This window comes from Bacillus sp. HMF5848 (genome assembly GCF_003944835.1).
Classification (GTDB): domain Bacteria; phylum Bacillota; class Bacilli; order Bacillales; family HMF5848; genus HMF5848.
In genome coordinates, this window is the sequence record NZ_RWIV01000001.1 from 125,827 (window position 1) to 149,184 (window position 23,358).

A 23,358-nucleotide genomic window follows, 5' to 3' on the forward strand; every position below is an offset into this window, starting at 1 on the left:
CAGTTGACAGGTCAACTAGTTCAGTATGGACGACACCGCCAGCGAAGAAGCTATGCTCGCATCAGTGAAGTGTTGGAATTACCAAATTTAATTGAGATCCAAACAGCATCTTATGAAAGCTTTTTGGACGAAGGGCTTCGTGAATTATTTCAGGAAATGTCCCCGATTGAAGACTTTACAGGCAACCTTTCTCTTGAATTTATCGATTACAGTTTAGGTGAGCCTAAGTATTCTGTAGAAGATGCGAAAGAACGTGATGTGAACTACTCAGCTCCACTTCGTGTCAAGGTACGATTAATTAACAAAGAAACTGGAGAAGTGAAGGATCAAGAAGTGTTTATGGGTGATTTTCCACTCATGACCGAAACGGGTACTTTCATTATAAACGGTGCAGAACGTGTCATCGTATCTCAGCTTGTTCGTTCTCCTAGTGTTTATTTTAACTCGAAGATTGATAAAAACGGTAAAAAAGGTTTTACTGCTACAGTAATTCCAAACCGTGGTGCATGGTTAGAGTATGAAACGGATGCAAAAGACGTTGTGTACGTTAGGATTGATCGTACTCGAAAATTACCAGTGACCGTCCTGTTACGTGCTCTTGGATTTGGTACAGACCAAGAGATTATTGACTTAATAGGGGACAACGAGTACTTACGAAATACTCTTGAAAAAGATAATACTGAGACTACAGAAAAAGCTCTTCTTGAGATATACGAGCGTCTACGTCCAGGTGAACCACCTACGGTTGAAAACGCAAAAAGCTTACTTGTCTCACGCTTTTTCGACCCGAAACGCTATGATTTAGCTAGTGTTGGGCGTTATAAGGTAAACAAAAAGTTGAACATTAAGAACCGTCTATATAATCAGAGACTTGCTGAGTCATTGGTCGACCCATCAACAGGTGAAATACTTGCTGAAAAGGGTTCTGTGCTTGAAGTTCGCCAGTTGGACAAAATGACAAAAACTCTACAAGAACAACAAGTAGGTTATAAGTCTTTAAACACACATGGTGGTGTGTTAGATGAAGATGTTATTTTACAATCTATTAAGATTCACGCTCCTAACGACCCGGATGGAGAAAAGGTCATCAATGTAATTAGTAATGCTTATATAGAGGACACAAAGAAGCACATTACACAAGCAGACATCATTGCTTCAATTAGCTACTTCTTTAATCTATTGCATGGCGTAGGAACTACAGATGATATTGACCATTTAGGTAACCGTCGTTTACGTTCGGTTGGTGAATTGCTGCAAAACCAATTCCGCATCGGATTATCACGTATGGAGAGAGTTGTTCGTGAAAGAATGTCCATTCAGGATACTAACACTATCACTCCACAACAACTTATCAATATTCGTCCGGTTATTGCTGCTATTAAAGAATTCTTTGGTAGCTCACAGTTGTCTCAGTTCATGGATCAAACTAACCCTCTTGCTGAACTTACGCACAAGCGTCGTCTATCAGCTCTTGGGCCAGGTGGTCTGACGAGAGAACGTGCAGGCTTTGAAGTACGTGACGTTCACTACTCTCATTATGGGCGTATGTGTCCTATTGAAACGCCTGAAGGACCAAACATTGGATTAATTAACTCTCTGTCGTCATTTGCAAAGGTTAATAAATTCGGATTTATAGAAACACCATATCGCCGTGTTGACGCTGAAACAGGTCGAGTTACAAGTCAAATTGATTATTTAACGGCTGATGAGGAAGATAACTATGTCGTTGCTCAGGCGAACGCTCGTCTAGGAGACGATGGTGAATTTTTAGATGAACAAATCGTAGCGCGTCGTCGCGGTGAAAATACAGTTGTAAGTCGTGACCGTGTTGATTATATGGATGTATCTCCAAAACAAGTAGTGTCTGCGGCTACAGCTTGTATTCCGTTCTTAGAAAATGATGACTCGAACCGTGCACTTATGGGTGCAAACATGCAACGTCAAGCGGTGCCGCTTCTTAATCCGGAGTCGCCAAGAGTCGGTACGGGTATGGAATACGTTTCAGGTAAAGACTCAGGAGCTGCTGTTATTTGTAAGCATGAGGGTATTGTAGAACGTGTTGAAGCTGCTGAAGTAAAAGTAAGACGAATTTTAAATGTTGATGGTCAAGAGGTTAAAGGTGACCTCGACCGCTATCGTATGTTGAAATTTGTTCGATCGAACCAAGGGACTTGTTATAACCAACGTCCTATTGTGGCAGCTGGGGACCGTGTTGTAAAAGGTGAAATTTTAGCTGATGGACCATCTATGGAATTAGGAGAACTAGCTTTAGGTCGAAATGTACTTGTTGCATTCATGACTTGGGATGGTTACAACTATGAGGATGCTATCATCATGAGTGAGCGTCTTGTGAAGGATGATGTGTATACATCCATTCATATTGAAGAATATGAGTCAGAATCACGTGATACAAAGCTAGGACCTGAAGAAATAACTCGCGACATTCCAAACGTTGGGGAAGATGCTCTAAGAAACCTTGATGAACGTGGAATTATCCGTGTAGGTGCTGAAGTGAAGGACGGCGATCTACTTGTTGGTAAAGTAACACCTAAAGGTGTAACGGAACTAACTGCCGAAGAGCGTTTATTACACGCTATTTTCGGAGAAAAAGCTCGTGAAGTTCGTGATACTTCGTTACGTGTGCCACATGGTGGAGGAGGTATTATCCTTGATGTTAAGGTGTTTAATCGCGAAGACGGCGATGAGCTACCTCCAGGTGTAAATCAATTAGTTCGCGTGTACATCGTTCAAAAGAGAAAAATCTCTGAAGGCGATAAGATGGCAGGTCGTCATGGTAATAAAGGGGTTATCTCACGAATATTACCGGAAGAGGATATGCCATATTTACCGGATGGCACGCCAGTAGATATCATGTTAAACCCTCTAGGGGTTCCATCTCGTATGAACATCGGTCAGGTGCTTGAGCTTCACTTAGGTATGGCTGCAAGAACGCTCGGTATTCATGTAGCGTCTCCAGTATTTGATGGGGCGCGTGAAGAAGATGTGCAAGAAACGCTTGCTGAGGCTGGTATGCCAGTAGATGCCAAAACAGTACTATATGACGGCCGATCAGGTGAACCATTTGATAATCGTGTCTCAGTTGGTGTTATGTATATGATTAAGCTTGCTCACATGGTTGATGATAAGCTTCATGCTCGTTCAACTGGACCTTACTCACTTGTTACACAGCAACCATTGGGTGGTAAAGCTCAATTTGGTGGTCAGCGTTTTGGTGAGATGGAGGTATGGGCACTTGAGGCTTACGGTGCAGCTTACACCCTTCAAGAAATTCTTACGGTGAAATCGGACGATGTTGTTGGACGTGTTAAAACATACGAGGCTATCGTAAAAGGTGAAAATGTTCCAGAGCCTGGTGTACCTGAGTCATTCAAGGTATTAATTAAAGAGCTTCAAAGCTTAGGTATGGACGTTAAAATCCTTTCTGGCGATGAGCAAGAAATCGAAATGCGTGATCTAGAAGAAGAAGATGATAATAACCAAGCAGATTCTATCGGAGTAGGCGCTGCTGGGGCATCAACTAATGAACAGCAAGAAAAAGACGCAGTAACAAAAGAGTAAAACTAGAGCTAGCACTGATGAAGGTTTGGAAATAAGCTGGGTAACTGCATGTTGCCAGCTTTCCAAGCTTGACAGAAGTCCAGGTTCAGAATTGAATCATTCTGACAATACAATTAAGGGAGGTAGACCCTTGCTGGATGTAAATAATTTTGAATACATGAAGATCGGACTCGCTTCGCCAGATAAAATTCGGTCTTGGTCGCATGGTGAAGTAAAGAAACCTGAAACTATTAATTATCGTACTCTTAAACCAGAAAAAGATGGTTTATTTTGTGAAAGAATATTCGGTCCCACTCGTGATTGGGAATGTCATTGTGGTAAGTATAAACGTGTTCGCTACAAAGGAGTCGTTTGTGACCGCTGTGGCGTAGAAGTAACACGAGCAAAAGTACGTCGTGAGCGTATGGGTCATATTGAGCTTGCAGCACCTGTTTCGCATATTTGGTACTTCAAAGGTATCCCAAGTCGAATGGGTCTTGTGCTTGATATGTCACCGAGAGCTTTAGAAGAAGTCATTTATTTTGCTTCTTATGTGGTTACAGATAGTGGTGATACACCGCTTGATAAAAAGCAACTTTTATCAGAAAAAGAATATCGTGCCTATAGAGATAAATATGGTAATACATTCCAAGCTGCTATGGGTGCCGAAGCTATTCGCAAGCTTTTATCTGATATTGACTTAACAAAAGATGTGCAGCAGTTAAAAGAAGAATTAAAAACTGCACAAGGTCAACGTCGAACTCGTGCCATTAAAAGATTAGAAGTGCTTGAGGCGTTCCGTGCATCAGGAAATCATCCTGACTGGATGATTCTAGATGTGCTACCGGTTATTCCGCCTGAATTACGTCCTATGGTACAGCTTGATGGTGGTCGTTTCGCAACGTCTGACTTAAACGATTTATATCGTCGTGTTATTAATCGTAACAATCGTTTAAAGCGCTTGTTAGATTTAGGCGCGCCGAGCATTATCGTTCAGAATGAGAAGCGCATGCTACAGGAAGCTGTTGATGCATTAATTGATAATGGTCGTCGTGGTCGTCCAGTTACAGGGCCGGGTAATCGACCACTTAAATCATTGTCACATATGTTAAAAGGTAAGCAAGGTCGTTTCCGTCAGAACTTATTAGGTAAACGTGTTGACTACTCGGGTCGTTCGGTTATCGTTGTAGGACCGAATTTAAAGATGTATCAATGTGGTTTACCGAAAGAAATGGCGTTGGAACTTTTCAAGCCATTTGTTATGAAGGAGCTTGTGCAAAAAGGACTGGCTCATAACATCAAGAGTGCTAAGCGTAAAATTGAGCGTGTTCAACCTGAGGTATGGGATGTACTTGAAGAAGTAATTAGAGAACATCCGGTTCTACTGAACCGCGCCCCTACATTACATAGGTTGGGGATTCAGGCATTCGAACCGACTTTAGTAGAAGGTCGTGCTATCCGTCTGCATCCACTAGTATGTACAGCATATAATGCTGACTTTGATGGAGATCAGATGGCTGTTCACGTACCACTATCTGCAGAAGCACAAGCAGAAGCACGTATTCTAATGCTTGCTGCACAAAACATCCTAAATCCAAAAGATGGTAAACCGGTTGTTACGCCATCACAGGACATGGTTCTTGGGAATTACTATTTAACTCTTGAGCGACCAGATGCCATTGGTGAAGGTATGGTATTCAAGGACACTAATGAAGCGCTAATTGCATATCAAAATGGTTATGTTCACTTGCATACAAGAGTTGCTGTGCATGCAGGTTCATTAAATAACGAAACTTTTACAGAAGAACAAAATAATATGCTGATGCTTACAACAGTAGGTAAATTAATATTTAATGAGATTTTACCTAAATCATTCCCATATATTAATGAGCCAACAAAAGAGAACCTTGAGCATAAAACACCAGAAAGATATTTCTTAGAAAAAGGTGCAAATGTAAAAGAGGCTATAGAGGCTCAGGAAGTTATTCAACCATTCAAAAAGAAAATCCTAGGGAATATCATTGCTGAAGTGTTTAAGCGATTCAAGATTACTGAAACTTCTAGAATGCTTGACCGCATGAAAAACCTTGGTTTCCGTTACTCTACTAAAGCTGGAATTACCGTTGGTGTATCTGATATCGTAGTACTTCCAGAAAAGCAGATCATTTTAGTGGAGGCTCAGAAAAAGGTCGACTCTATTCTTAAGCAATTTAGACGTGGTCTTATTACGGAAGAAGAAAGATATGATCGTGTTATTGCTATTTGGAGTAAAGCAAAAGATGAAATCCAAGGTAAATTGATTCAGTCGTTACCAAGTGCAAACCCTATCTTTATGATGAGTGATTCAGGTGCCCGTGGTAACGCATCTAACTTTACTCAGCTAGCAGGTATGCGCGGATTAATGGCTAACCCGGCTGGACGTATTATCGAACTTCCAATCAAATCAAGTTTCCGTGAAGGGTTAACTGTATTAGAGTACTTCATCTCTACTCACGGTGCTCGTAAAGGACTTGCGGATACAGCGTTAAAAACAGCTGACTCAGGTTACTTAACACGTCGTCTTGTTGATGTTGCGCAGGATGTTATTATCCGTGACGATGATTGCGGTACAGATAGAGGTATTCTAGCTGCTCCTCTTAAAGATGGAACAGAAGTAATTGAAAAGTTAGAAGAACGTATCATAGGTCGTCATGCTAGAAAGATGTTACGTCATCCTGAAACAGGAGAAGTTCTAGTTAATGAAAATGACCTAATAGATGAAGATAAAGCAAAGAATATTATCGATGCTGGAATAGAAGAAATGTGGATTCGTTCTGCATTTACTTGTAACACTCGTCATGGTGTGTGTAAAAAATGTTACGGTCGCAACTTAGCAACAGGTTCTGAGGTTGAGGTTGGTGAAGCAGTAGGTATTATTGCTGCTCAATCTATCGGTGAGCCAGGAACTCAGTTAACGATGCGTACATTCCATACAGGTGGTGTTGCGGGGGACGATATCACTCAAGGTCTACCGCGTATCCAAGAGTTATTCGAAGCGCGTAATCCAAAAGGGCAAGCGGTAATCTCAGAAATAGATGGTACTGTTGAAGCAATTAACGAAATTCGTGACAAGCAACAAGAAATCGTTGTGAAGGGCGATGTTGAAACTCGTAGCTATGCAGCACCATACAATGCAAGATTGAAGGTTATCGTAGGTCAAAAAGTAGTACGTGGCCAAGAATTAACGGAAGGTTCTATTGATCCTAAGGAGCTTTTAAAAGTAAAAGACATGCTTGCTGTACAAGAGTATCTTCTACGAGAAGTACAGAAAGTTTATCGTATGCAAGGGGTTGAAATTGGCGATAAACACGTAGAGGTTATGGTTCGTCAAATGCTTCGTAAAGTTCGTGTTATCGACGCAGGTGACACAGATGTGTTGCCGGGAACGTTACTAGATATCCATCAGTTTACAGATGCAAATGCGAAAGTGCTATTAAATGGTGGAATTCCTGCAATAGGACGCCCTGTGTTATTAGGTATCACTAAGGCATCTCTTGAAACAGAGTCATTCCTTTCTGCAGCATCATTCCAAGAAACAACTCGTGTTCTTACAGATGCAGCAATCAAAGGTAAACGCGATGAGTTATTAGGATTAAAAGAAAATGTTATCATTGGTAAACTGGTACCAGCTGGTACGGGGATGTCACGCTATCGTAAAACATACCCTGTTATACCAACTGAATCAGATGATAAAGTTACTGTAGATTAAAAAATGAAGTATGCTGGCTGTGTTCAGACAGCATACTTTTTATCTAGATCTAATTTAATTTGATAAGTTTTTTTAAATTGGCGTGTATAACTGACCAATTATTTTAAACTGTTATTTATTTCTTGTTATAAATAATGTTGACTTTGCTATACAAGGATGATATTATAGCAAAGGTGCTTCTTTAATAAACCTGTTTACTTTGGAGGATGTTAGTTATGTCTTATGAAAAAGTATCGCAGGCATCTAAGATTATCATTGGCACAAAGCAAACAGTAAAAGCTTTAAAACATGGTGAGGTAGCTGAGGTGTTAGTTGCTAAAGATGCAAATCAATCATTAACTGTAAAAGTAGTGAGTGTTGCAAAAGAGCAAAACATACCCGTTACAATAGTAGATTCTATGAAGAAGCTTGGAAAAGTATCAGGAATTGAAGTTGGAGCTGCTACTGTCGCAATTCTTCGCTAAAACTGTTTTTGTAGAAAACTGCAAAAACTTTGTTTTTTACTTTAAAATGAACCACCTGGATGTGTGGGTTTACAAAAGAATGAAGGGAGGAAAAATAGATGCCTACTATTAATCAATTAGTACGTAAAGGTCGCGAGACTAAAGTTGAGAAATCAAAATCACCTGCTTTAAATAAAGGATACAACAGCTTTAAAAAAGCTCAAACAAACGTATCTTCACCTCAAAAGCGTGGGGTTTGTACACGTGTTGGTACAATGACACCGAAGAAGCCGAACTCGGCACTTCGTAAATACGCTCGTGTTCGCTTAACTAATGGTATCGAAGTAACAGCATACATTCCTGGTATTGGTCACAACCTTCAAGAGCATAGTGTTGTTCTTATCCGTGGAGGACGTGTAAAAGACTTACCAGGGGTACGTTATCACATTGTACGTGGTGCATTAGACACTGCTGGTGTTAACAACCGTATGCAAGGTCGCTCTAAGTATGGTACTAAGCGTCCAAAAGCACCAAAGAAATAATAAAAGAAATTTAGAATAAAAAAATGCTTGAAAGGAGGAAATATTAATGCCTCGTAAAGGTCCAGTTGCAAAAAGAGATGTGTTACCAGATCCGATTTACAATTCGAAGCTAGTAACACGCCTTGTTAATAAATTAATGATAGATGGTAAAAAAGGTACTTCTCAAAAGATCTTATATACAGCGTTTGATCTTATTAAAGATCGCACAGGTAACGATCCGATGGAAGTGTTTGAACAAGCACTTAAAAACATCATGCCAGTACTTGAAGTAAGAGCTCGTCGTGTAGGGGGTTCTAACTACCAAGTACCTGTAGAAGTTCGTCCAGAGCGTCGTACTACTTTAGGTCTTCGTTGGTTAGTACAGTATGCACGTAACCGTGGTGAAAAGACTATGGAAGAACGTCTTGCTAACGAAATCATGGATGCAGCTAACAATACTGGTGCTGCTGTTAAGAAAAGAGAAGACACTCATAAGATGGCAGAAGCAAACAAAGCATTTGCTCACTACCGTTGGTAGGATTTATTATATAAACAATTTTGTTAGGATTATATTTATATTTTCCTGATTAAAGTAATATGACGGGAAGATACTAAGAAAATGATAGGGAAGTTAATATGTTAAAATAGCATTATTAACTCCCTATTTGTACATACCGTCATACCAAAAAAAACCAAACTCAATAATAGGAAGGAGAAGTAACATCATGACAAGAGAGTTCTCCTTAGAAAAAACTCGTAATATCGGTATCATGGCTCACATCGATGCCGGTAAAACAACTGCTACTGAGCGTATCTTGTTTTACACAGGCCGTATTCATAAAATTGGAGAAACTCACGAAGGCGCTTCTCAAATGGACTGGATGGAACAAGAGCAGGAGCGTGGGATTACAATCACATCTGCTGCTACAACAGCGCAATGGAAAAACCATCGTATCAACATTATTGATACTCCAGGACACGTAGACTTCACAGTAGAGGTTGAACGTTCATTACGTGTACTTGATGGAGCAGTTGCTGTTTTAGATGCTCAATCAGGAGTTGAGCCTCAAACTGAAACAGTTTGGCGTCAAGCAACAACATACGGAGTACCGCGTGTTGTATTTGTAAACAAAATGGATAAAATCGGAGCAGACTTTTTATATTCTGTGAAGACTTTACATGAACGTTTACAAGCAAACGCTCATCCGATTCAACTTCCGATTGGTGCAGAAGACCAATTCGAAGGTATTATTGATTTAGTTGAAATGGAAGCATTCTACTATGAAGATGATCTTGGCACACGTACAGAAGCTCGTGAAATTCCTGAAGAATATAAGGAATTAGCAGAAGAGTACCATGCTAAGCTTGTTGAAGCAGTAGCTGAGCTAGACGAAGAACTAATGATGAAATACCTAGAAGGTGAAGAACTTACAAAAGATGAAATCAAAGCTGCTATCCGTAAAGGTACAGTTAACGTTGAATTCTATCCTGTTATTTGTGGTTCTGCATTTAAAAACAAAGGTGTACAACTATTGCTTGATGCTGTACTAGATTACCTACCAGCACCAACTGATGTTGCATCTATTAAGGGTATTGTTCCAGATTCAGATGAAGAAGTAATTCGTCATTCTTCTGACGAAGAGCCATTCTCTGCATTAGCGTTCAAAGTTATGACGGACCCGTATGTTGGTAAGCTAACATTCTTCCGTGTATACTCTGGTACTCTAGATTCTGGTTCATACGTATTAAACTCAACAAAAGGCAAGCGCGAACGCGTAGGTCGTATCCTACAAATGCATGCAAACTCTCGTCAAGAGATTTCTACTGTATATTCAGGGGATATTGCTGCAGCAGTTGGTCTTAAAGATACAACTACTGGTGATACACTTTGCGATGATAAAGCGCCTGTTATTCTTGAGTCTATGCAATTCCCTGAGCCGGTAATCTCTGTAGCTATCGAGCCGAAGTCAAAAGCTGACCAAGATAAGATGTCTACAGCGTTACAAAAGCTTTCTGAAGAAGATCCTACTTTTAGAGCACACACTGACCAAGAAACTGGTCAAACAATCATCGCTGGTATGGGTGAACTTCACCTTGATATCATCGTTGATCGTATGAAGCGTGAATTCAAAGTAGAAGCTAACGTTGGTGCTCCACAGGTTGCGTACCGTGAAACTTTCCGTGGTTCAGCGCAAGTTGAAGGTAAGTTCGTACGTCAGTCTGGTGGTCGTGGACAGTTCGGTCACGTATGGATTGAGTTCGCTCCTAACGAAGAAGGTAAAGGCTTTGAGTTTGAAAATGCTATCGTTGGTGGTGTTGTACCTCGTGAATATATTCCTGCGGTACAAGCTGGTCTTGAAGATTCCCTACAAAATGGAGTTCTTGCAGGCTATCCATTAGTCGATATTAAAGCTAAATTATTTGATGGATCTTACCATGATGTAGACTCAAACGAAATGGCGTTTAAAATTGCTGCATCTATGGCATTGAAAAATGCTGCTAAAAAATGTAGCCCAGTCATTCTTGAGCCAATCATGAAAGTAGAAGTTGTTATCCCAGAAGAGTACATGGGTGACATTATGGGTAACATCACTTCTCGTCGTGGTCGTGTAGAAGGTATGGAAGCACGCGGTAACGCACAAGTTGTTAAAGCAATGGTTCCACTATCTGAAATGTTTGGATATGCTACATCATTACGTTCTAACACGCAAGGACGTGGTACATTCACAATGCATTTCGATCACTATGAAGAAGTACCAAAATCAATTTCTGAAGAGATTATCAAAAAAAATAGCGGTCAATAATTGATTTTCGCTATACATTCAAGTATAACTACTTATGTAGGCTTAGAAAGTGAAATGAAATTTCACTTTCTAGCAACTTATACTTAATAACTTTTAATATACTAAGGAGGATTTTCATAATGGGTAAAGAAAAATTTGACCGTTCCAAGCCGCATGCTAACATCGGAACAATTGGACACGTTGACCATGGTAAAACTACTTTAACTGCTGCAATCACTGTAACTCTTCACAAGAAATACGGAAGAGGAACTGCGATGAACTATGATCAAATCGATGCTGCTCCAGAAGAAAGAGAGCGCGGTATCACAATCTCAACAGCACACGTTGAGTATGAAACTGACAACCGTCACTATGCACACGTAGACTGCCCAGGACATGCTGACTATGTTAAGAACATGATCACTGGTGCTGCACAAATGGACGGAGCTATCCTTGTAGTATCTGCTGCTGATGGCCCAATGCCACAAACACGTGAGCACATTCTTCTATCTCGCCAAGTAGGTGTACCATACATCGTTGTATTCTTAAACAAATGCGACATGGTTGATGACGAAGAGTTATTAGAATTAGTAGAAATGGAAGTACGTGACCTTCTTTCTGAATACGACTTCCCAGGCGATGACATCCCTGTAGTAAAAGGTTCTGCTCTTAAAGCTCTTGAGGGCGTTGCTGAGTACGAAGAGAAGATTTATGAATTAATGGCTGCTGTTGATGATTATATTCCTCAACCACAACGTGACACTGACAAGCCATTCATGATGCCTGTTGAGGACGTATTCTCAATCACAGGTCGTGGAACTGTTGCTACTGGTCGTGTTGAGCGTGGAATTCTTAAAGTGGGCGATGTAATTGAAATCATCGGTCTTTCTGAAGAGCCAAAATCAACAACTTGTACTGGAGTAGAAATGTTCCGTAAGCTTCTTGATCAAGCTGAAGCTGGCGATAACATCGGTGCTCTATTACGTGGTGTTTCTCGTGAAGATATCCAACGTGGACAAGTATTAGCTAAGCCTGGTACTATCACTCCACACACTAAGTTCAAATCAGAAGTTTACGTTTTATCAAAAGAAGAAGGTGGACGTCATACTCCATTCTTCTCAAACTACCGTCCGCAATTCTATTTCCGTACTACTGATGTAACTGGTATCATCCAATTACCAGAAGGTGTGGAAATGGTTATGCCTGGTGATAACATCGAAATGACTGTTGAACTTATCGCACCAATCGCTATCGAAGAGGGAACTAAGTTCTCAATTCGTGAAGGTGGCCGTACAGTAGGTGCTGGTGTAGTTGCTACAATCACTGAGTAATTAATATTATAAAATAAAAGCAGGTTGACTCATGTCAATCTGCTTTTTTTCTATATATAAAGTTTAAAGGGTTTCATAGCATTCTCCTATAACAGAAGAAGGGAGACAATTACATATATTAATTCAAAGTGATTTATGAATCTGTAAATGTGATTGATAATAACCTATTAGTATCATTCAAAGATCCTTTTAAATGAGTTTCTTCTATATAATATTGTTTAACATGTTGTAACCTTATAACCATAAACTTACAAGTATTATATTTTTTCTTTAACTTGAATCATCACTAATATATATGTATAATATTAAAAGTGCTCAGAAATATACAAGTGAGATTTAAATAATAAAATACTCCTTGCTTTTATGTGCACATTTCTGTATAATATTGAATGTTGGTCTTTGACTGCGATGAAGTGGGAGGTTGCTGATACACCCGGCCGCTTTGCCATGGCGCGTGTGCAGGAAAATTTCCACTGAGAACTGTCTATTTCCAAATAGGCGAAAAGGAGGGAAAATAATGGCAAAAGAAAAAATCAGAATTCGTTTAAAAGCTTACGATCACAGAATCCTTGATCAATCAGCAGAAAAGATTGTTGAAACGGCAAAACGTTCGGGTGCTAATGTATCTGGTCCAATTCCGTTACCGACTGAAAAGTCAATCTACACAATCCTACGTGCGGTTCATAAGTACAAAGATTCTCGTGAGCAATTCGAAATGCGTACTCATAAGCGTTTGATTGATATCGTTAATCCTACACCACAAACTGTAGATGCGCTTATGCGTTTAGATTTACCATCTGGTGTTGACATCGAAATTAAATTATAAAAACTAAAATATAACTTATAAGATATTACAGGAGGTGTGACAAATGACCAAAGGAATCTTAGGTAGAAAAATTGGAATGACGCAGGTGTTTACAGAAAACGGTGATCTTATTCCAGTAACTGTTGTTGAAGCTGCTCCAAACGTAGTACTTCAAAAGAAAACAGTTGAAGCGGATGGTTATGAAGCTATTCAATTAGGCTTTGAAGATAAGCGTGAAAAATTAGCTAACAAACCACATAAAGGACACGTTGCTAAAGCAAACACTGCTCCTAAGCGCTTCGTTCGTGAGTTTAAAGCTGCTGATTATGCAGGTATAGAAGTTGGTCAGGAAGTCAAGGTAGACATATTCGCTGAAGGCGAAGTTGTTGATGTAACAGGAGTATCAAAAGGTAAAGGTTTCCAAGGTGCTATTAAGCGTCATGGACAATCACGCGGACCTATGTCGCACGGTTCAAGATATCACCGTCGTCCTGGTTCAATGGGACCAGTTGCTCCAAACCGTGTATTCAAATCAAAAGCATTACCAGGTCGTATGGGTGGAGAACGTGTTACTGTACAAAACTTAAACATTGTTAAAGTTGATGCAGAGCGTAACCTTCTATTAATTAAAGGTAATGTACCAGGACCAAACAAAGGTCTAGTTCAAGTAAAGAGTGCAGTAAAAGCTAAATAATTTAGTTAAGAAAGGAGGAGCACTTTAATGCCTAAAGTAACATTATATAATCAAGCTGGCGCTAGTGTCGGTGAAGTTGAATTAAATGACGCGGTGTTTGGTATTGAGCCAAATGAAGCTGTAATGTTCGAAGCAGTTATCATGCAACGTGCATCGCAACGTCAAGGTACACATAAAGTAAAAAATCGTTCTGATGTAGCTGGTGGTGGACGTAAGCCATGGCGTCAAAAAGGTACGGGTCGTGCACGTCAAGGAACAATCCGCGCACCTCAATGGCGTGGTGGTGGTACTGTTTTCGGTCCAACTCCAAGAAGCTATGCATATAAATTACCTAAAAAAGTACGTCGTCTAGCATTAAAATCAGCACTATCTAGTAAGGTAGCTGAGAATGGTTTAGTATTATTAGACCAATTAACACTTGATGCACCAAAAACTAAGGATATGGTTTCTATTCTTAAAGGATTATCAGCTGACTCAAAAGCACTTATCGTTACTGATAACGAAAATGTAGCACTTTCAGCTCGTAACATCCCTGGTGTAACTGTTGTTCCTACAACAGGAATCAATGTGTTAGATGTTGTTAACCACAACAAGCTTATCCTTACGCAAGATGTGGTGCAAAAAGTAGAGGAGGTGCTTGTATAATGAGAGATCCTCGTGATATTATTAAGCGCCCAGTAATCACTGAGAAATCTACAGACGCAATGGCTGATAGAAAGTACACATTCGATGTAGATACTAGAGCAAACAAAACAGAAGTTAAAGATGCTATTGAACAAATCTTTGGTGTTAAGGTTGAAGAAGTTAACATCATGAACTATAAAGGTAAATTCAAGCGTGTCGGACGTCATTCAGGTTATACTAACAAACGTCGTAAAGCGATTGTTAAGTTAACTGCTGACAGTAAAGAAATCGAATTTTTTGAAGTTTAATTCTTATAGAGAAGGAGGGACACTATAATGGCGATTAAAAAGTATAAACCAACCTCAAACGGTCGTCGTGGTATGTCAGTATCTGATTTCGCTGAGATCACAACTGACAAACCGGAAAAATCATTATTGGCACCGCTAAGCAAAAAAGCAGGCCGAAATAACCAAGGTAAAATTACTGTGCGTCATCAAGGTGGCGGACATAAGAGACAATATCGTATTATTGACTTTAAGCGCGATAAAGATGGTATACCAGGACGCGTTGCTACAATCGAGTATGATCCAAACCGTTCTGCTAACATCGCTCTTATCAACTATGTTGATGGAGAAAAGCGTTACATTTTAGCTCCTAAAAACCTTACTGTAGGTACAGAAATCATGTCAGGTCCCGAAGCTGATATTAAAGTAGGAAATGCACTTCCTCTTGAAAACATCCCTGTAGGTAGTGTGATTCATAATATCGAGTTAAAACCTGGTAAAGGTGGACAATTAGTTCGTTCTGCTGGTACAAGTGCACAAGTATTAGGTAAAGAAGGTAAATATGTACTAGTGCGTCTTACTTCTGGCGAAGTACGTATGATCCTTGCTTCATGTCGTGCTACTATAGGTCAAGTTGGTAACGAACAACACGAACTTATTACAATTGGTAAAGCAGGTCGTTCTCGTTGGTTAGGTAAACGCCCAACTGTACGTGGATCTGTAATGAACCCTAACGATCACCCACACGGTGGTGGTGAAGGTAAAGCTCCAATCGGACGTAAGTCACCTATGTCTCCATGGGGTAAACCAACTCTTGGATTCAAGACTCGTAAGAAAAAGAATAAGTCAGATAAATTCATCGTTCGTAGACGTAAAAAATAACGTAATTGCACTACGGTTCAGAGGAACCGTAGACCAATTGCGAAGGGAGGTACACAGATGGGTCGTAGCATTAAAAAAGGGCCTTTTGTCGATGATCACTTAATGGCTAAAGTTGAGAAGTTAAACGAAACTGAATCAAAACAAGTTGTAAAAACTTGGTCTCGCCGCTCAACGATCTTCCCTCAATTCATTGGACACACTATCGCTGTATATGATGGTCGTAAACACGTGCCAGTGTATATCACGGAAGACATGGTTGGACACAAACTTGGAGAATTCGCTCCAACACGTTCGTACAAAGGTCACGCTAGTGACGATAAGAAAACTAGACGCTAATGAGAGGAGGCGCAACACATGCAAGCTAAAGCTATTGCAAGAACGGTTCGCATTGCCCCTCGTAAAGTCCGCTTGGTCGTTGATTTAATTCGAGGTAAGCAGGTAGGCGAAGCTGTTGCTATTTTAAAACACACACCAAAGTCTGCATCACCAGTTATAGAAAAAGTGTTAATGTCAGCAGTCGCTAACGCAGAACACAATTATGACATGGATGCAAACAATCTTGTTGTTGAAGCAGCATTTGTAGACGAAGGACCAACTTTAAAGAGATTTCGTCCACGTGCTATGGGACGCGCAAGTGCAATTAACAAACGCACTAGCCACATCACTATCATCGTATCAGAAAAGAAGGAGGGATAATTAGTGGGTCAAAAAGTTAATCCAGCCGGTTTGCGTGTAGGTATTATTAAAGACTGGGAATCAAAATGGTATGCTGACAAAGACTACGCAAATCTTTTACATGAAGATTTAAAACTGCGTGAATATATATTCAAACGCCTTAACGATGCTGCTGTGTCAAAGGTTGAGATCGAACGTGCAGCTAATCGTGTAAACATTACTGTTCACACTGCTAAGCCAGGTATGGTTATTGGTAAAGGCGGAACAGAAGTTGAAGCACTTCGTAAAGCTCTTAATCAATTAACTGGTAAGCGAGTACACATCAATATCCTTGAAATTAAGAGAGCTGATTTAGATGCTAAATTAGTAGCTGATAACATCGCTCGTCAATTAGAGAATCGTGTTTCATTCCGTAGAGCACAAAAGCAATCTATTCAACGTGCTATTCGTGCAGGTGCTCAAGGTATCAAAACAATGGTATCTGGACGTCTTGGTGGAGCAGATATCGCTCGTGCAGAACATTATAGTGAAGGTACTGTACCACTTCATACTCTTCGTGCTGACATTGATTACGGCACAGCTGAAGCTGATACAACGTATGGTAAGCTTGGTATAAAAGTATGGATTTATCGTGGTGAAGTTCTTCCTACTAGAAAAAAGAAAAACGAGGAAGGAGGAAACTAATCATGTTGATGCCTAAACGCGTTAAATATCGTCGCGAACACCGCGGACGTATGAAAGGCCGTGCCAAAGGTGGTACTGAGGTACATTTTGGTGAGTTCGGTCTACAATCACTAGAAGCATCATGGATTACAAACCGCCAAATCGAGGCAGCTCGTCGTGCTATGACTCGTTATATGAAACGTGGCGGTAAAGTTTGGATTAAAATCTTCCCTTCCAAGCCTTATACGGCGAAACCTTTAGAGGTCCGAATGGGTTCTGGTAAAGGTGCTCCTGAAGGATGGGTAGCGGTTGTAAAACCTGGGAAAGTTATGTTTGAAATTTCTGGGGTGTCCGAAGAAGTAGCACGTGAAGCGTTACGTCTTGCAGCACACAAATTACCAGTCAAATGTAAATTCGTAAAACGCGAAGAAATTGGTGGTGAATCTAATGAAAGCTAATGAAATTCGAGACCTTACCACTGCTGAAATTGAACAAAAAGTAAAGTCACTTAAAGAAGAATTATTCAACCTGCGCTTTCAATTAGCTACAGGGCAATTAGAAAATACTGCACGTATTCGTGAAGTACGCAAAGCGATCGCTCGTATGAAGACTGTTATTCGCGAAAGAGAGATCGGTGCTAACCAATAATAGAGAGGAGGCTTGCGTGAATGAGTGAGCGCAATCAACGTAAAGTTTATACAGGTCGTGTAGTGTCTGACAAAATGGACAAAACTATCACTGTTCTTGTAGAAACTTACAAAAAGCATCCATTGTACGGTAAACGCGTTAAATATTCTAAGAAATATAAAGCGCATGATGAATTAAACGCAGCGAAAGTTGGCGACGTAGTGAGAATCATGGAAACTCGTCCACTTTCATCAACAAAACGTTTCCGTTTAGTTGAAGTAGTAGAAAAGGCAGTTATTATCTAATCGGATATATTTCTTAATAGCAATGTTCCGAAGGGAGGTCATTGAGAATGATTCAATCAGAATCTCGTTTGAAAGTAGCAGACAACTCAGGAGCACGTGAAGTACTTTGTATTAAAGTCCTAGGTGGTTCAGGTCGCAGAACAGCTGGCATTGGTGATGTAATCGTGTGTACGGTTAAACAAGCAACACCTGGAGGCGTTGTCAAAAAAGGCGATGTTGTAAAAGCTGTAGTAGTACGTACTAAGTCAGGCGCTCGTCGTAATGACGGTTCATATATCCGTTTTGACGAAAACGCATGCGTCATCATTCGTGAGGACAAAAGCCCACGTGGAACACGTATATTCGGACCGGTTGCTCGTGAACTTCGCGATAACAATTTCATGAAAATTGTTTCGCTTGCTCCGGAAGTACTTTAATTTTAGTTGGGTGTCAAGGGAGGTGCAATACGGATGCATGTAAAAAAAGGTGACAAAGTAAAAGTAATCTCTGGTAAAGATAAAGGTAAGCAAGGCGTAATCCTTGAAGCTTACCCTAAGAAAGAGCGTGTACTTGTCGAGGGTGTTAACATTGTCAAAAAACACGCTAAGCCTTCTCAAGCTAACCCACAAGGTGGAATCATTAGCCAAGAAGCACCTATTCACGTTTCAAACGTTATGCCTATCGATCCAAAAACTGGTGAACCAACTCGTGTTGGGTACACAGTTGAAAATGGTAAGAAGGTACGTGTAGCAAAAAAATCAGGTCAACTATTAGATAAATAAGAATGAATGAAAGGAGGTCTTTTAAATGAACCGCCTAAAAGAGAAATATAGTAAAGAAATAACACCTGCTTTAATGAGCAAGTTTAACTATAAATCTGTAATGGAAGTACCTAAAGTTGAGAAGATCGTTATCAACATGGGTATCGGTGATGCAGTACAGAATGCGAAAGCACTTGATAACGCTGTTGAAGAGTTAGCTATGATCACTGGTCAAAAACCAGTTGTGACTAAAGCTAAGAAATCAATCGCTGGATTCCGTTTGCGTGAAGGTATGCCGATCGGTGCAAAGGTTACACTTCGTGGAGAGCGTATGTATCAATTCCTTGATAAGCTTATCAGCGTTTCTCTTCCACGTGTACGTGACTTCCGCGGGATTTCTAAGAAATCATTTGATGGTCGCGGTAACTACACACTTGGTGTTAAAGAACAACTTATCTTCCCTGAAATTGACTATGATAAAGTCAACAAGGTACGCGGTATGGACATCGTAATTGTTACGACTGCTAATACAGACGAAGAAGCACGTGAGCTTCTAACACAATTCGGTATGCCATTCCAAAAATAAATCCCAATCCTATGAAGAGGGAGGCGAAAACGTGGCAAAAAAATCAATGATTGTGAAACAAAAGCGTACACCAAAGTTTAAAGTACAAGGTTACACTCGTTGCGAACGTTGTGGTCGTCCACATTCAGTATTACGCAAATTTAAACTTTGCCGTATCTGTTTCCGTGAGTTAGCATATAAAGGACAAATTCCTGGCGTTAAAAAAGCTAGTTGGTAAACCCTTAAAAGGGAAGGAGGTTATTAAACAATGGTCATGACAGATCCAATTGCAGATATGCTTACTAGAATTCGCAATGCGAACATGGTTCGTCACGAGAAATTAGAAATCCCTGCTTCTAAAATCAAGCGTGATATCGCTGAAATTTTAAAACGTGAAGGTTTCATCCGTGACGTTGAATATATCGAAGATAACAAGCAAGGTGTCATTCGTATTTTCCTTAAATACGGTGCAAATAATGAGCGTGTTATCACTGGATTAAAGCGTATTAGTAAGCCTGGCTTACGTGTATATGCTAAAGCTAATGAAGTACCAAAAGTATTAAACGGACTAGGTATCGCTATTATCTCAACTTCACAAGGTGTTATCACTGATAAAGATGCTCGTCAAAAGAGCGCTGGTGGAGAAGTATTAGCATACGTATGGTAATTTTATAAGAACGGAGGTGCAACATAATGTCGCGCGTAGGTAAACAACCACTTGAAATCCCAGCTGGTGTAACTGTTACTATGGACGGGTATACAGTAACAGTTAAAGGACCAAAAGGTGAGTTAACACGTACGTTCCACCCAGACATCAACATTGCTGTTGAGGAGAACGTATTGACTGTTACTCGTCCTTCAGATAACAAACAACATCGTGCTTTACATGGCACAACTCGTGCTCTTCTTGGTAACATGGTAGAAGGTGTTACTAAAGGCTTTGAGCGTGGACTTGAATTAGTCGGTGTCGGATACCGTGCTACGAAGCAAGGTAATAAACTTGTACTAAGCGTTGGATATTCACATCCAGTTGAAATTGAGCCGGAAACGGGCATTGAAATAGATGTACCATCAAATACGAAAATTATCGTTAAAGGTACAGATAAAGAGCGCGTTGGAGCTCTTGCAGCTAACATTCGTGCAGTACGTTCACCTGAGCCTTACAAAGGAAAAGGTATTCGTTACGAAGGCGAACAAGTTCGTCGTAAAGAAGGTAAAACAGGTAAGTAATGCCGCTTAGGCAAAGGAAGGAGTGACCACAAATGATCACTAAGCTTGATAAAAATGCTACACGTAAAAAGAGACATGCTCGTGTACGTGGGAAATTATCAGGAACTGCTGAACGTCCACGTTTAAATGTATTTCGTTCAAACAAGCATATTTATGTACAATTGATTGATGATGCAACTGGTGTAACAGTCGCTAGTGCCTCTACTCTTGATAAAGAACTTAACTTAGACGCTACAGCTAACATCGAAGCAGCTAAGCAAATCGGTGAATTAGTAGCAAAACGTGCGATCGAAAAAGGAATTACTTCTATAGTATTTGATCGTGGCGGTTATTTATATCATGGTCGTGTAAAAGCGGTAGCAGAGGCTGCTCGCGAGGCAGGATTACAATTCTAATCGTCAAAGGAGGGAACAAATTAACATGCGCATTGATGCAAACAAGTTAGAGCTTGAAGAACGCGTAGTTACCGTTAACCGTGTAGCGAAAGTTGTTAAAGGTGGACGTCGTTTCCGCTTTGCTGCACTAGTGGTAGTTGGAGATAAAAACGGACATGTTGGATTCGGAACTGGTAAAGCACAAGAGGTACCAGATGCGATTCGTAAAGCGATTGAGGATGCTAAGAAAAACTTGATTAATGTACCACTAGTTGGAACTACAATACCTCATCAAATCATCGGTGAATTTGGTGCAGGAGAAGTTTTACTAAAACCTGCTAGCGAAGGTACTGGAGTTATCGCAGGTGGTCCTGTACGTGCGGTACTTGAATTAGCTGGTGTTCAAGATATTCTTTCAAAGTCATTAGGAACTAACACACCAATCAATATGATTCGTGCGACGCTAAATGGCTTAAGCAATCTTAAGCGTGCTGAAGAAGTTGCAAAACTTCGTGGTAAATCAGTAGAAGAGTTACTAGGATAAGGGAGGGAAATGACATGGCAAATAAATTAGCGATCACCCTCACTCGTAGTATAATCGGTAGACCACAAGATCAACGTAAAACAGTTGAAGCGCTAGGTCTTAAAAAACTTCAACAAACTGTAGTGAAAGAAGATAATGCTGCTACTCGCGGTATGATCAACAAAGTTTCACACTTAGTGAAGGTTGAAGAACAGTAAGATACAATAAGGAGGTGCAACCATGAAACTTCATGAATTAAAACCTGCGGAAGGTTCTCGTAAAGAACGTAATCGTGTAGGTCGTGGACATGGATCAGGTAACGGTAAAACATCTGGCCGTGGTCAAAAAGGTCAGAAATCACGTTCAGGTGGCGGTGTACGCCCAGGATTTGAAGGTGGTCAAACGCCTTTATTCCAACGTCTACCAAAACGTGGATTTACTAACGTGAATCGTAAAGACTACGCTGTTGTTAATCTTGATACTCTTAACAGATTTGAAGATGGTACTGAAGTAACTCCAGAGCTTCTTCTAGAGACTAAGGTAATTAGCAAACTTCAATCTGGGGTTAAAATTTTAGCTAACGGTAAGCTTGAAAAGAAATTAACTGTAAAAGCTCAAAAATTCTCCTCTGCTGCAAAAGAAGCTATTGAAGCTGCGGGCGGTCAAACTGAGGTGATTTAATGTTTCGCACAATCTCCAATTTTATGCGCGTTGGTGATATAAGAAATAAAATTATCTTCACACTTTTAATGCTAGTCGTTTTCCGAATCGGAACATTTATACCTGTGCCAAATGTTGACGCAGATGTACTAAAGGTTCAAGACAGCTTAGATGCATTCGGTTTGCTTAATACCTTTGGTGGTGGTGCCCTTCAGAACTTCTCGATTTTCGCAATGGGCATCATGCCATACATTACAGCATCGATTATTGTACAATTGTTACAAATGGATGTTGTGCCAAAATTTGCGGAGTGGTCCAAACAAGGTGAAGTGGGACGTCGCAAGTTAGCTCAGTTTACCCGCTATGGCACAATCGGACTTGGATTCATCCAAGCATTCGGTATGTCATATGGCTTTAACAATTTAGCTGGCGGTGCATTGATTAAGGATGCTGGTTTTGGTACTTATTTACTGATTGCTACTGTTTTAACAGCAGGAACTGCCTTTTTAATGTGGTTAGGTGAACTTATCACAACAAAAGGTGTTGGTAATGGTATTTCAATCATCATCTTTGCTGGTATCGTTGCAGGAATTCCTACAACAATTAACCAAATCTATGCCCAACAGTTTGAAGACGCTGGAGAGCAACTATTCCTTCGTATTGTGACTACTTTAATCATCGCATTAGTAGTGATTGCAATCGTGGTTGGTGTAATCTACTTCCAGCAAGCTTTACGAAAAATCCCAATACAGTATGCCAAGCGTTTGGTGAATCGTAGTCCGGTTGGTGGGCACTCAACCCATCTTCCATTGAAGGTAAATGCAGCAGGTGTAATTCCAGTTATCTTTGCTGTATCATTTATCATCACACCATCTACGATCGCATCTTTCTTTGGTCAAAATAATGTAACTGATTTTATAACAAATACATTTGATTATTCTAAACCAGTGGGCATGATTATTTATGTCGCATTAATCATCGCTTTCACATATTTCTACACATTCGTTCAAGTTAATCCTGAACAAATGGCAGAAAATCTGAAAAAACAGGGTGGATACATCCCAGGAATTCGTCCAGGGAAGAACACACAAGAATATTTGACTCGGATTTTATATCGCCTTACATTTATAGGTTCCCTATTCTTAGCTATCATTTCTGTACTCCCTGTTTTCTTTGTTAATATAGCTGGTTTACCGCCTTCTGCTCAAATTGGAGGCACAAGCTTACTAATCGTAATTGGTGTTGCACTTGAGACGATGAAGCAGCTTGAAAGTCAACTAGTGAAACGTCATTACAAAGGATTTATTAAGTCATAAGGTGGGA

29 protein-coding genes are annotated in these 23,358 nt (G+C 40.2%); all 29 read left to right on the plus strand.

Annotation, left to right across the window (positions count from 1 at the left end; genetic code table 11):
* Positions 1 to 3 precede the first annotated feature (3 nt).
* Entirely contained in the window at positions 4 to 3,579 is a 3,576-nt protein-coding gene (rpoB, locus tag EJF36_RS00630; protein ID WP_125904542.1) for a DNA-directed RNA polymerase subunit beta, read from the plus strand.
* A 130-nt stretch (positions 3,580 to 3,709) separates the two neighbouring features.
* Positions 3,710 to 7,306, plus strand: coding sequence for a DNA-directed RNA polymerase subunit beta' (gene rpoC, locus EJF36_RS00635; protein WP_125904543.1), 3,597 nt, complete (start codon positions 3,710 to 3,712; stop codon positions 7,304 to 7,306).
* A 215-nt stretch (positions 7,307 to 7,521) separates the two neighbouring features.
* Positions 7,522 to 7,770 carry a 50S ribosomal protein L7ae-like protein gene (locus EJF36_RS00640; RefSeq protein ID WP_125904544.1) on the plus strand — a complete coding sequence of 83 codons (249 nt, stop codon included), beginning with the start codon at positions 7,522 to 7,524 and terminating at the stop codon, positions 7,768 to 7,770.
* A 98-nt stretch (positions 7,771 to 7,868) separates the two neighbouring features.
* On the plus strand, positions 7,869 to 8,291 hold the full coding sequence (gene rpsL, locus EJF36_RS00645; RefSeq protein WP_125904545.1) for a 30S ribosomal protein S12: 423 nt from the start codon (positions 7,869 to 7,871) through the stop codon (positions 8,289 to 8,291).
* Positions 8,292 to 8,337: 46 nt separating this feature from the next.
* Positions 8,338 to 8,808: a 30S ribosomal protein S7 gene (rpsG, locus tag EJF36_RS00650; RefSeq protein ID WP_125904546.1), complete on the plus strand. Its 471-nt coding sequence runs from the start codon at positions 8,338 to 8,340 to the stop codon at positions 8,806 to 8,808.
* A 187-nt stretch (positions 8,809 to 8,995) separates the two neighbouring features.
* Positions 8,996 to 11,074, plus strand: a complete 2,079-nt coding sequence (gene fusA / locus EJF36_RS00655; RefSeq protein WP_125904547.1) for an elongation factor G — start codon at positions 8,996 to 8,998, stop codon at positions 11,072 to 11,074.
* A gap of 119 nt (positions 11,075 to 11,193) precedes the next feature.
* Positions 11,194 to 12,384: an elongation factor Tu gene (gene tuf, locus EJF36_RS00660; RefSeq protein ID WP_125904548.1), complete on the plus strand. Its 1,191-nt coding sequence runs from the start codon at positions 11,194 to 11,196 to the stop codon at positions 12,382 to 12,384.
* Positions 12,385 to 12,901: 517 nt separating this feature from the next.
* Positions 12,902 to 13,210, plus strand: a complete 309-nt coding sequence (gene rpsJ, locus EJF36_RS00670) for a 30S ribosomal protein S10 (protein ID WP_125908214.1) — start codon at positions 12,902 to 12,904, stop codon at positions 13,208 to 13,210.
* Positions 13,211 to 13,253: 43 nt separating this feature from the next.
* On the plus strand, positions 13,254 to 13,883 hold the full coding sequence (gene rplC / locus EJF36_RS00675; protein ID WP_125904549.1) for a 50S ribosomal protein L3: 630 nt from the start codon (positions 13,254 to 13,256) through the stop codon (positions 13,881 to 13,883).
* 27 nt (positions 13,884 to 13,910) lie between these two features.
* Positions 13,911 to 14,528 (plus strand): 50S ribosomal protein L4, encoded by a 618-nt coding sequence (gene rplD / locus EJF36_RS00680; protein WP_125904550.1) that lies wholly within the window; start codon positions 13,911 to 13,913, stop codon positions 14,526 to 14,528.
* The gene (rplW, locus tag EJF36_RS00685) at positions 14,528 to 14,815 is read left to right on the plus strand and encodes a 50S ribosomal protein L23 (RefSeq protein WP_125904551.1); all 288 of its coding nucleotides are present in this window, start codon (positions 14,528 to 14,530) and stop codon (positions 14,813 to 14,815) included. The genes rplD and rplW overlap by 1 nt, the downstream gene beginning before the upstream one ends.
* A 27-nt stretch (positions 14,816 to 14,842) precedes the next feature.
* Positions 14,843 to 15,673 (plus strand): 50S ribosomal protein L2, encoded by an 831-nt coding sequence (rplB, locus tag EJF36_RS00690; protein ID WP_125904552.1) that lies wholly within the window; start codon positions 14,843 to 14,845, stop codon positions 15,671 to 15,673.
* Positions 15,674 to 15,730: 57 nt separating this feature from the next.
* Positions 15,731 to 16,009: a 30S ribosomal protein S19 gene (rpsS, locus tag EJF36_RS00695; RefSeq protein ID WP_125904553.1), complete on the plus strand. Its 279-nt coding sequence runs from the start codon at positions 15,731 to 15,733 to the stop codon at positions 16,007 to 16,009.
* A gap of 18 nt (positions 16,010 to 16,027) precedes the next feature.
* Complete coding sequence (rplV, locus tag EJF36_RS00700) at positions 16,028 to 16,369, plus strand: 50S ribosomal protein L22 (RefSeq protein ID WP_125904554.1); 342 nt, start codon at positions 16,028 to 16,030, stop codon at positions 16,367 to 16,369.
* A gap of 3 nt (positions 16,370 to 16,372) precedes the next feature.
* Positions 16,373 to 17,032 carry a 30S ribosomal protein S3 gene (rpsC, locus tag EJF36_RS00705; protein ID WP_125904555.1) on the plus strand — a complete coding sequence of 220 codons (660 nt, stop codon included), beginning with the start codon at positions 16,373 to 16,375 and terminating at the stop codon, positions 17,030 to 17,032.
* 2 nt (positions 17,033 to 17,034) lie between these two features.
* Entirely contained in the window at positions 17,035 to 17,469 is a 435-nt protein-coding gene (gene rplP / locus EJF36_RS00710) for a 50S ribosomal protein L16 (RefSeq protein WP_125904556.1), read from the plus strand.
* Positions 17,459 to 17,659 (plus strand): 50S ribosomal protein L29, encoded by a 201-nt coding sequence (gene rpmC / locus EJF36_RS00715; RefSeq protein WP_125904557.1) that lies wholly within the window; start codon positions 17,459 to 17,461, stop codon positions 17,657 to 17,659. The genes rplP and rpmC overlap by 11 nt, the downstream gene beginning before the upstream one ends.
* Positions 17,660 to 17,679: 20 nt before the next feature.
* Entirely contained in the window at positions 17,680 to 17,943 is a 264-nt protein-coding gene (gene rpsQ / locus EJF36_RS00720) for a 30S ribosomal protein S17 (RefSeq protein ID WP_125904558.1), read from the plus strand.
* A 47-nt stretch (positions 17,944 to 17,990) separates the two neighbouring features.
* Positions 17,991 to 18,359 (plus strand): 50S ribosomal protein L14, encoded by a 369-nt coding sequence (rplN, locus tag EJF36_RS00725; RefSeq protein WP_125904559.1) that lies wholly within the window; start codon positions 17,991 to 17,993, stop codon positions 18,357 to 18,359.
* A 33-nt stretch (positions 18,360 to 18,392) separates the two neighbouring features.
* Positions 18,393 to 18,704: a 50S ribosomal protein L24 gene (rplX, locus tag EJF36_RS00730; RefSeq protein WP_125904560.1), complete on the plus strand. Its 312-nt coding sequence runs from the start codon at positions 18,393 to 18,395 to the stop codon at positions 18,702 to 18,704.
* A gap of 25 nt (positions 18,705 to 18,729) precedes the next feature.
* A complete protein-coding gene (gene rplE / locus EJF36_RS00735) occupies positions 18,730 to 19,269 on the plus strand; it encodes a 50S ribosomal protein L5 (RefSeq protein ID WP_125904561.1) in 540 nt (179 codons plus the stop codon).
* Between the two features lie 31 nt (positions 19,270 to 19,300).
* A complete protein-coding gene (locus EJF36_RS00740) occupies positions 19,301 to 19,486 on the plus strand; it encodes a type Z 30S ribosomal protein S14 (protein WP_125904562.1) in 186 nt (61 codons plus the stop codon).
* Positions 19,487 to 19,516: 30 nt separating this feature from the next.
* Complete coding sequence (gene rpsH, locus EJF36_RS00745; protein ID WP_125904563.1) at positions 19,517 to 19,915, plus strand: 30S ribosomal protein S8; 399 nt, start codon at positions 19,517 to 19,519, stop codon at positions 19,913 to 19,915.
* Between the two features lie 26 nt (positions 19,916 to 19,941).
* The gene (gene rplF, locus EJF36_RS00750) at positions 19,942 to 20,478 is read left to right on the plus strand and encodes a 50S ribosomal protein L6 (RefSeq protein ID WP_125904564.1); all 537 of its coding nucleotides are present in this window, start codon (positions 19,942 to 19,944) and stop codon (positions 20,476 to 20,478) included.
* A gap of 32 nt (positions 20,479 to 20,510) precedes the next feature.
* Positions 20,511 to 20,873: a 50S ribosomal protein L18 gene (gene rplR / locus EJF36_RS00755; protein ID WP_125904565.1), complete on the plus strand. Its 363-nt coding sequence runs from the start codon at positions 20,511 to 20,513 to the stop codon at positions 20,871 to 20,873.
* Positions 20,874 to 20,898: 25 nt separating this feature from the next.
* Positions 20,899 to 21,396, plus strand: coding sequence for a 30S ribosomal protein S5 (gene rpsE, locus EJF36_RS00760; RefSeq protein WP_125904566.1), 498 nt, complete (start codon positions 20,899 to 20,901; stop codon positions 21,394 to 21,396).
* A 14-nt stretch (positions 21,397 to 21,410) separates the two neighbouring features.
* Entirely contained in the window at positions 21,411 to 21,593 is a 183-nt protein-coding gene (gene rpmD / locus EJF36_RS00765) for a 50S ribosomal protein L30 (RefSeq protein WP_125904567.1), read from the plus strand.
* Positions 21,594 to 21,615: 22 nt separating this feature from the next.
* The gene (gene rplO / locus EJF36_RS00770) at positions 21,616 to 22,056 is read left to right on the plus strand and encodes a 50S ribosomal protein L15 (protein WP_125904568.1); all 441 of its coding nucleotides are present in this window, start codon (positions 21,616 to 21,618) and stop codon (positions 22,054 to 22,056) included.
* Positions 22,056 to 23,351: a preprotein translocase subunit SecY gene (gene secY / locus EJF36_RS00775; protein WP_125904569.1), complete on the plus strand. Its 1,296-nt coding sequence runs from the start codon at positions 22,056 to 22,058 to the stop codon at positions 23,349 to 23,351. The genes rplO and secY overlap by 1 nt, the downstream gene beginning before the upstream one ends.
* The last annotated feature ends 7 nt before the right edge of the window (positions 23,352 to 23,358 follow it).

What these genes read in the sequence shown, in the direction of transcription:
- rpsJ (WP_125908214.1), top strand. Translation starts at nt 12,902, where the DNA reads ATGGCAAAAGAAAAAATCAGAATTCGTTTAAAAGCTTACGATCACAGA.
- rplX (WP_125904560.1), top strand. Translation starts at nt 18,393, where the DNA reads ATGCATGTAAAAAAAGGTGACAAAGTAAAAGTAATCTCTGGTAAAGAT.
- EJF36_RS00640 (WP_125904544.1), top strand. Translation starts at nt 7,522, where the DNA reads ATGTCTTATGAAAAAGTATCGCAGGCATCTAAGATTATCATTGGCACA.
- rpsH (WP_125904563.1), top strand. Translation starts at nt 19,517, where the DNA reads ATGGTCATGACAGATCCAATTGCAGATATGCTTACTAGAATTCGCAAT.
- rpmC (WP_125904557.1), top strand. Translation starts at nt 17,459, where the DNA reads ATGAAAGCTAATGAAATTCGAGACCTTACCACTGCTGAAATTGAACAA.
- rpsL (WP_125904545.1), top strand. Translation starts at nt 7,869, where the DNA reads ATGCCTACTATTAATCAATTAGTACGTAAAGGTCGCGAGACTAAAGTT.
- rpmD (WP_125904567.1), top strand. Translation starts at nt 21,411, where the DNA reads ATGGCAAATAAATTAGCGATCACCCTCACTCGTAGTATAATCGGTAGA.
- rplP (WP_125904556.1), top strand. Translation starts at nt 17,035, where the DNA reads ATGTTGATGCCTAAACGCGTTAAATATCGTCGCGAACACCGCGGACGT.
- rplF (WP_125904564.1), top strand. Translation starts at nt 19,942, where the DNA reads ATGTCGCGCGTAGGTAAACAACCACTTGAAATCCCAGCTGGTGTAACT.
- rplE (WP_125904561.1), top strand. Translation starts at nt 18,730, where the DNA reads ATGAACCGCCTAAAAGAGAAATATAGTAAAGAAATAACACCTGCTTTA.
- rplC (WP_125904549.1), top strand. Translation starts at nt 13,254, where the DNA reads ATGACCAAAGGAATCTTAGGTAGAAAAATTGGAATGACGCAGGTGTTT.
- rplB (WP_125904552.1), top strand. Translation starts at nt 14,843, where the DNA reads ATGGCGATTAAAAAGTATAAACCAACCTCAAACGGTCGTCGTGGTATG.
- secY (WP_125904569.1), top strand. Translation starts at nt 22,056, where the DNA reads ATGTTTCGCACAATCTCCAATTTTATGCGCGTTGGTGATATAAGAAAT.
- fusA (WP_125904547.1), top strand. Translation starts at nt 8,996, where the DNA reads ATGACAAGAGAGTTCTCCTTAGAAAAAACTCGTAATATCGGTATCATG.
- rplD (WP_125904550.1), top strand. Translation starts at nt 13,911, where the DNA reads ATGCCTAAAGTAACATTATATAATCAAGCTGGCGCTAGTGTCGGTGAA.
- rpsQ (WP_125904558.1), top strand. Translation starts at nt 17,680, where the DNA reads ATGAGTGAGCGCAATCAACGTAAAGTTTATACAGGTCGTGTAGTGTCT.
- rplN (WP_125904559.1), top strand. Translation starts at nt 17,991, where the DNA reads ATGATTCAATCAGAATCTCGTTTGAAAGTAGCAGACAACTCAGGAGCA.
- rplW (WP_125904551.1), top strand. Translation starts at nt 14,528, where the DNA reads ATGAGAGATCCTCGTGATATTATTAAGCGCCCAGTAATCACTGAGAAA.
- rplR (WP_125904565.1), top strand. Translation starts at nt 20,511, where the DNA reads ATGATCACTAAGCTTGATAAAAATGCTACACGTAAAAAGAGACATGCT.
- rplO (WP_125904568.1), top strand. Translation starts at nt 21,616, where the DNA reads ATGAAACTTCATGAATTAAAACCTGCGGAAGGTTCTCGTAAAGAACGT.
- rpsS (WP_125904553.1), top strand. Translation starts at nt 15,731, where the DNA reads ATGGGTCGTAGCATTAAAAAAGGGCCTTTTGTCGATGATCACTTAATG.
- rpsE (WP_125904566.1), top strand. Translation starts at nt 20,899, where the DNA reads ATGCGCATTGATGCAAACAAGTTAGAGCTTGAAGAACGCGTAGTTACC.
- rpsG (WP_125904546.1), top strand. Translation starts at nt 8,338, where the DNA reads ATGCCTCGTAAAGGTCCAGTTGCAAAAAGAGATGTGTTACCAGATCCG.
- tuf (WP_125904548.1), top strand. Translation starts at nt 11,194, where the DNA reads ATGGGTAAAGAAAAATTTGACCGTTCCAAGCCGCATGCTAACATCGGA.
- rplV (WP_125904554.1), top strand. Translation starts at nt 16,028, where the DNA reads ATGCAAGCTAAAGCTATTGCAAGAACGGTTCGCATTGCCCCTCGTAAA.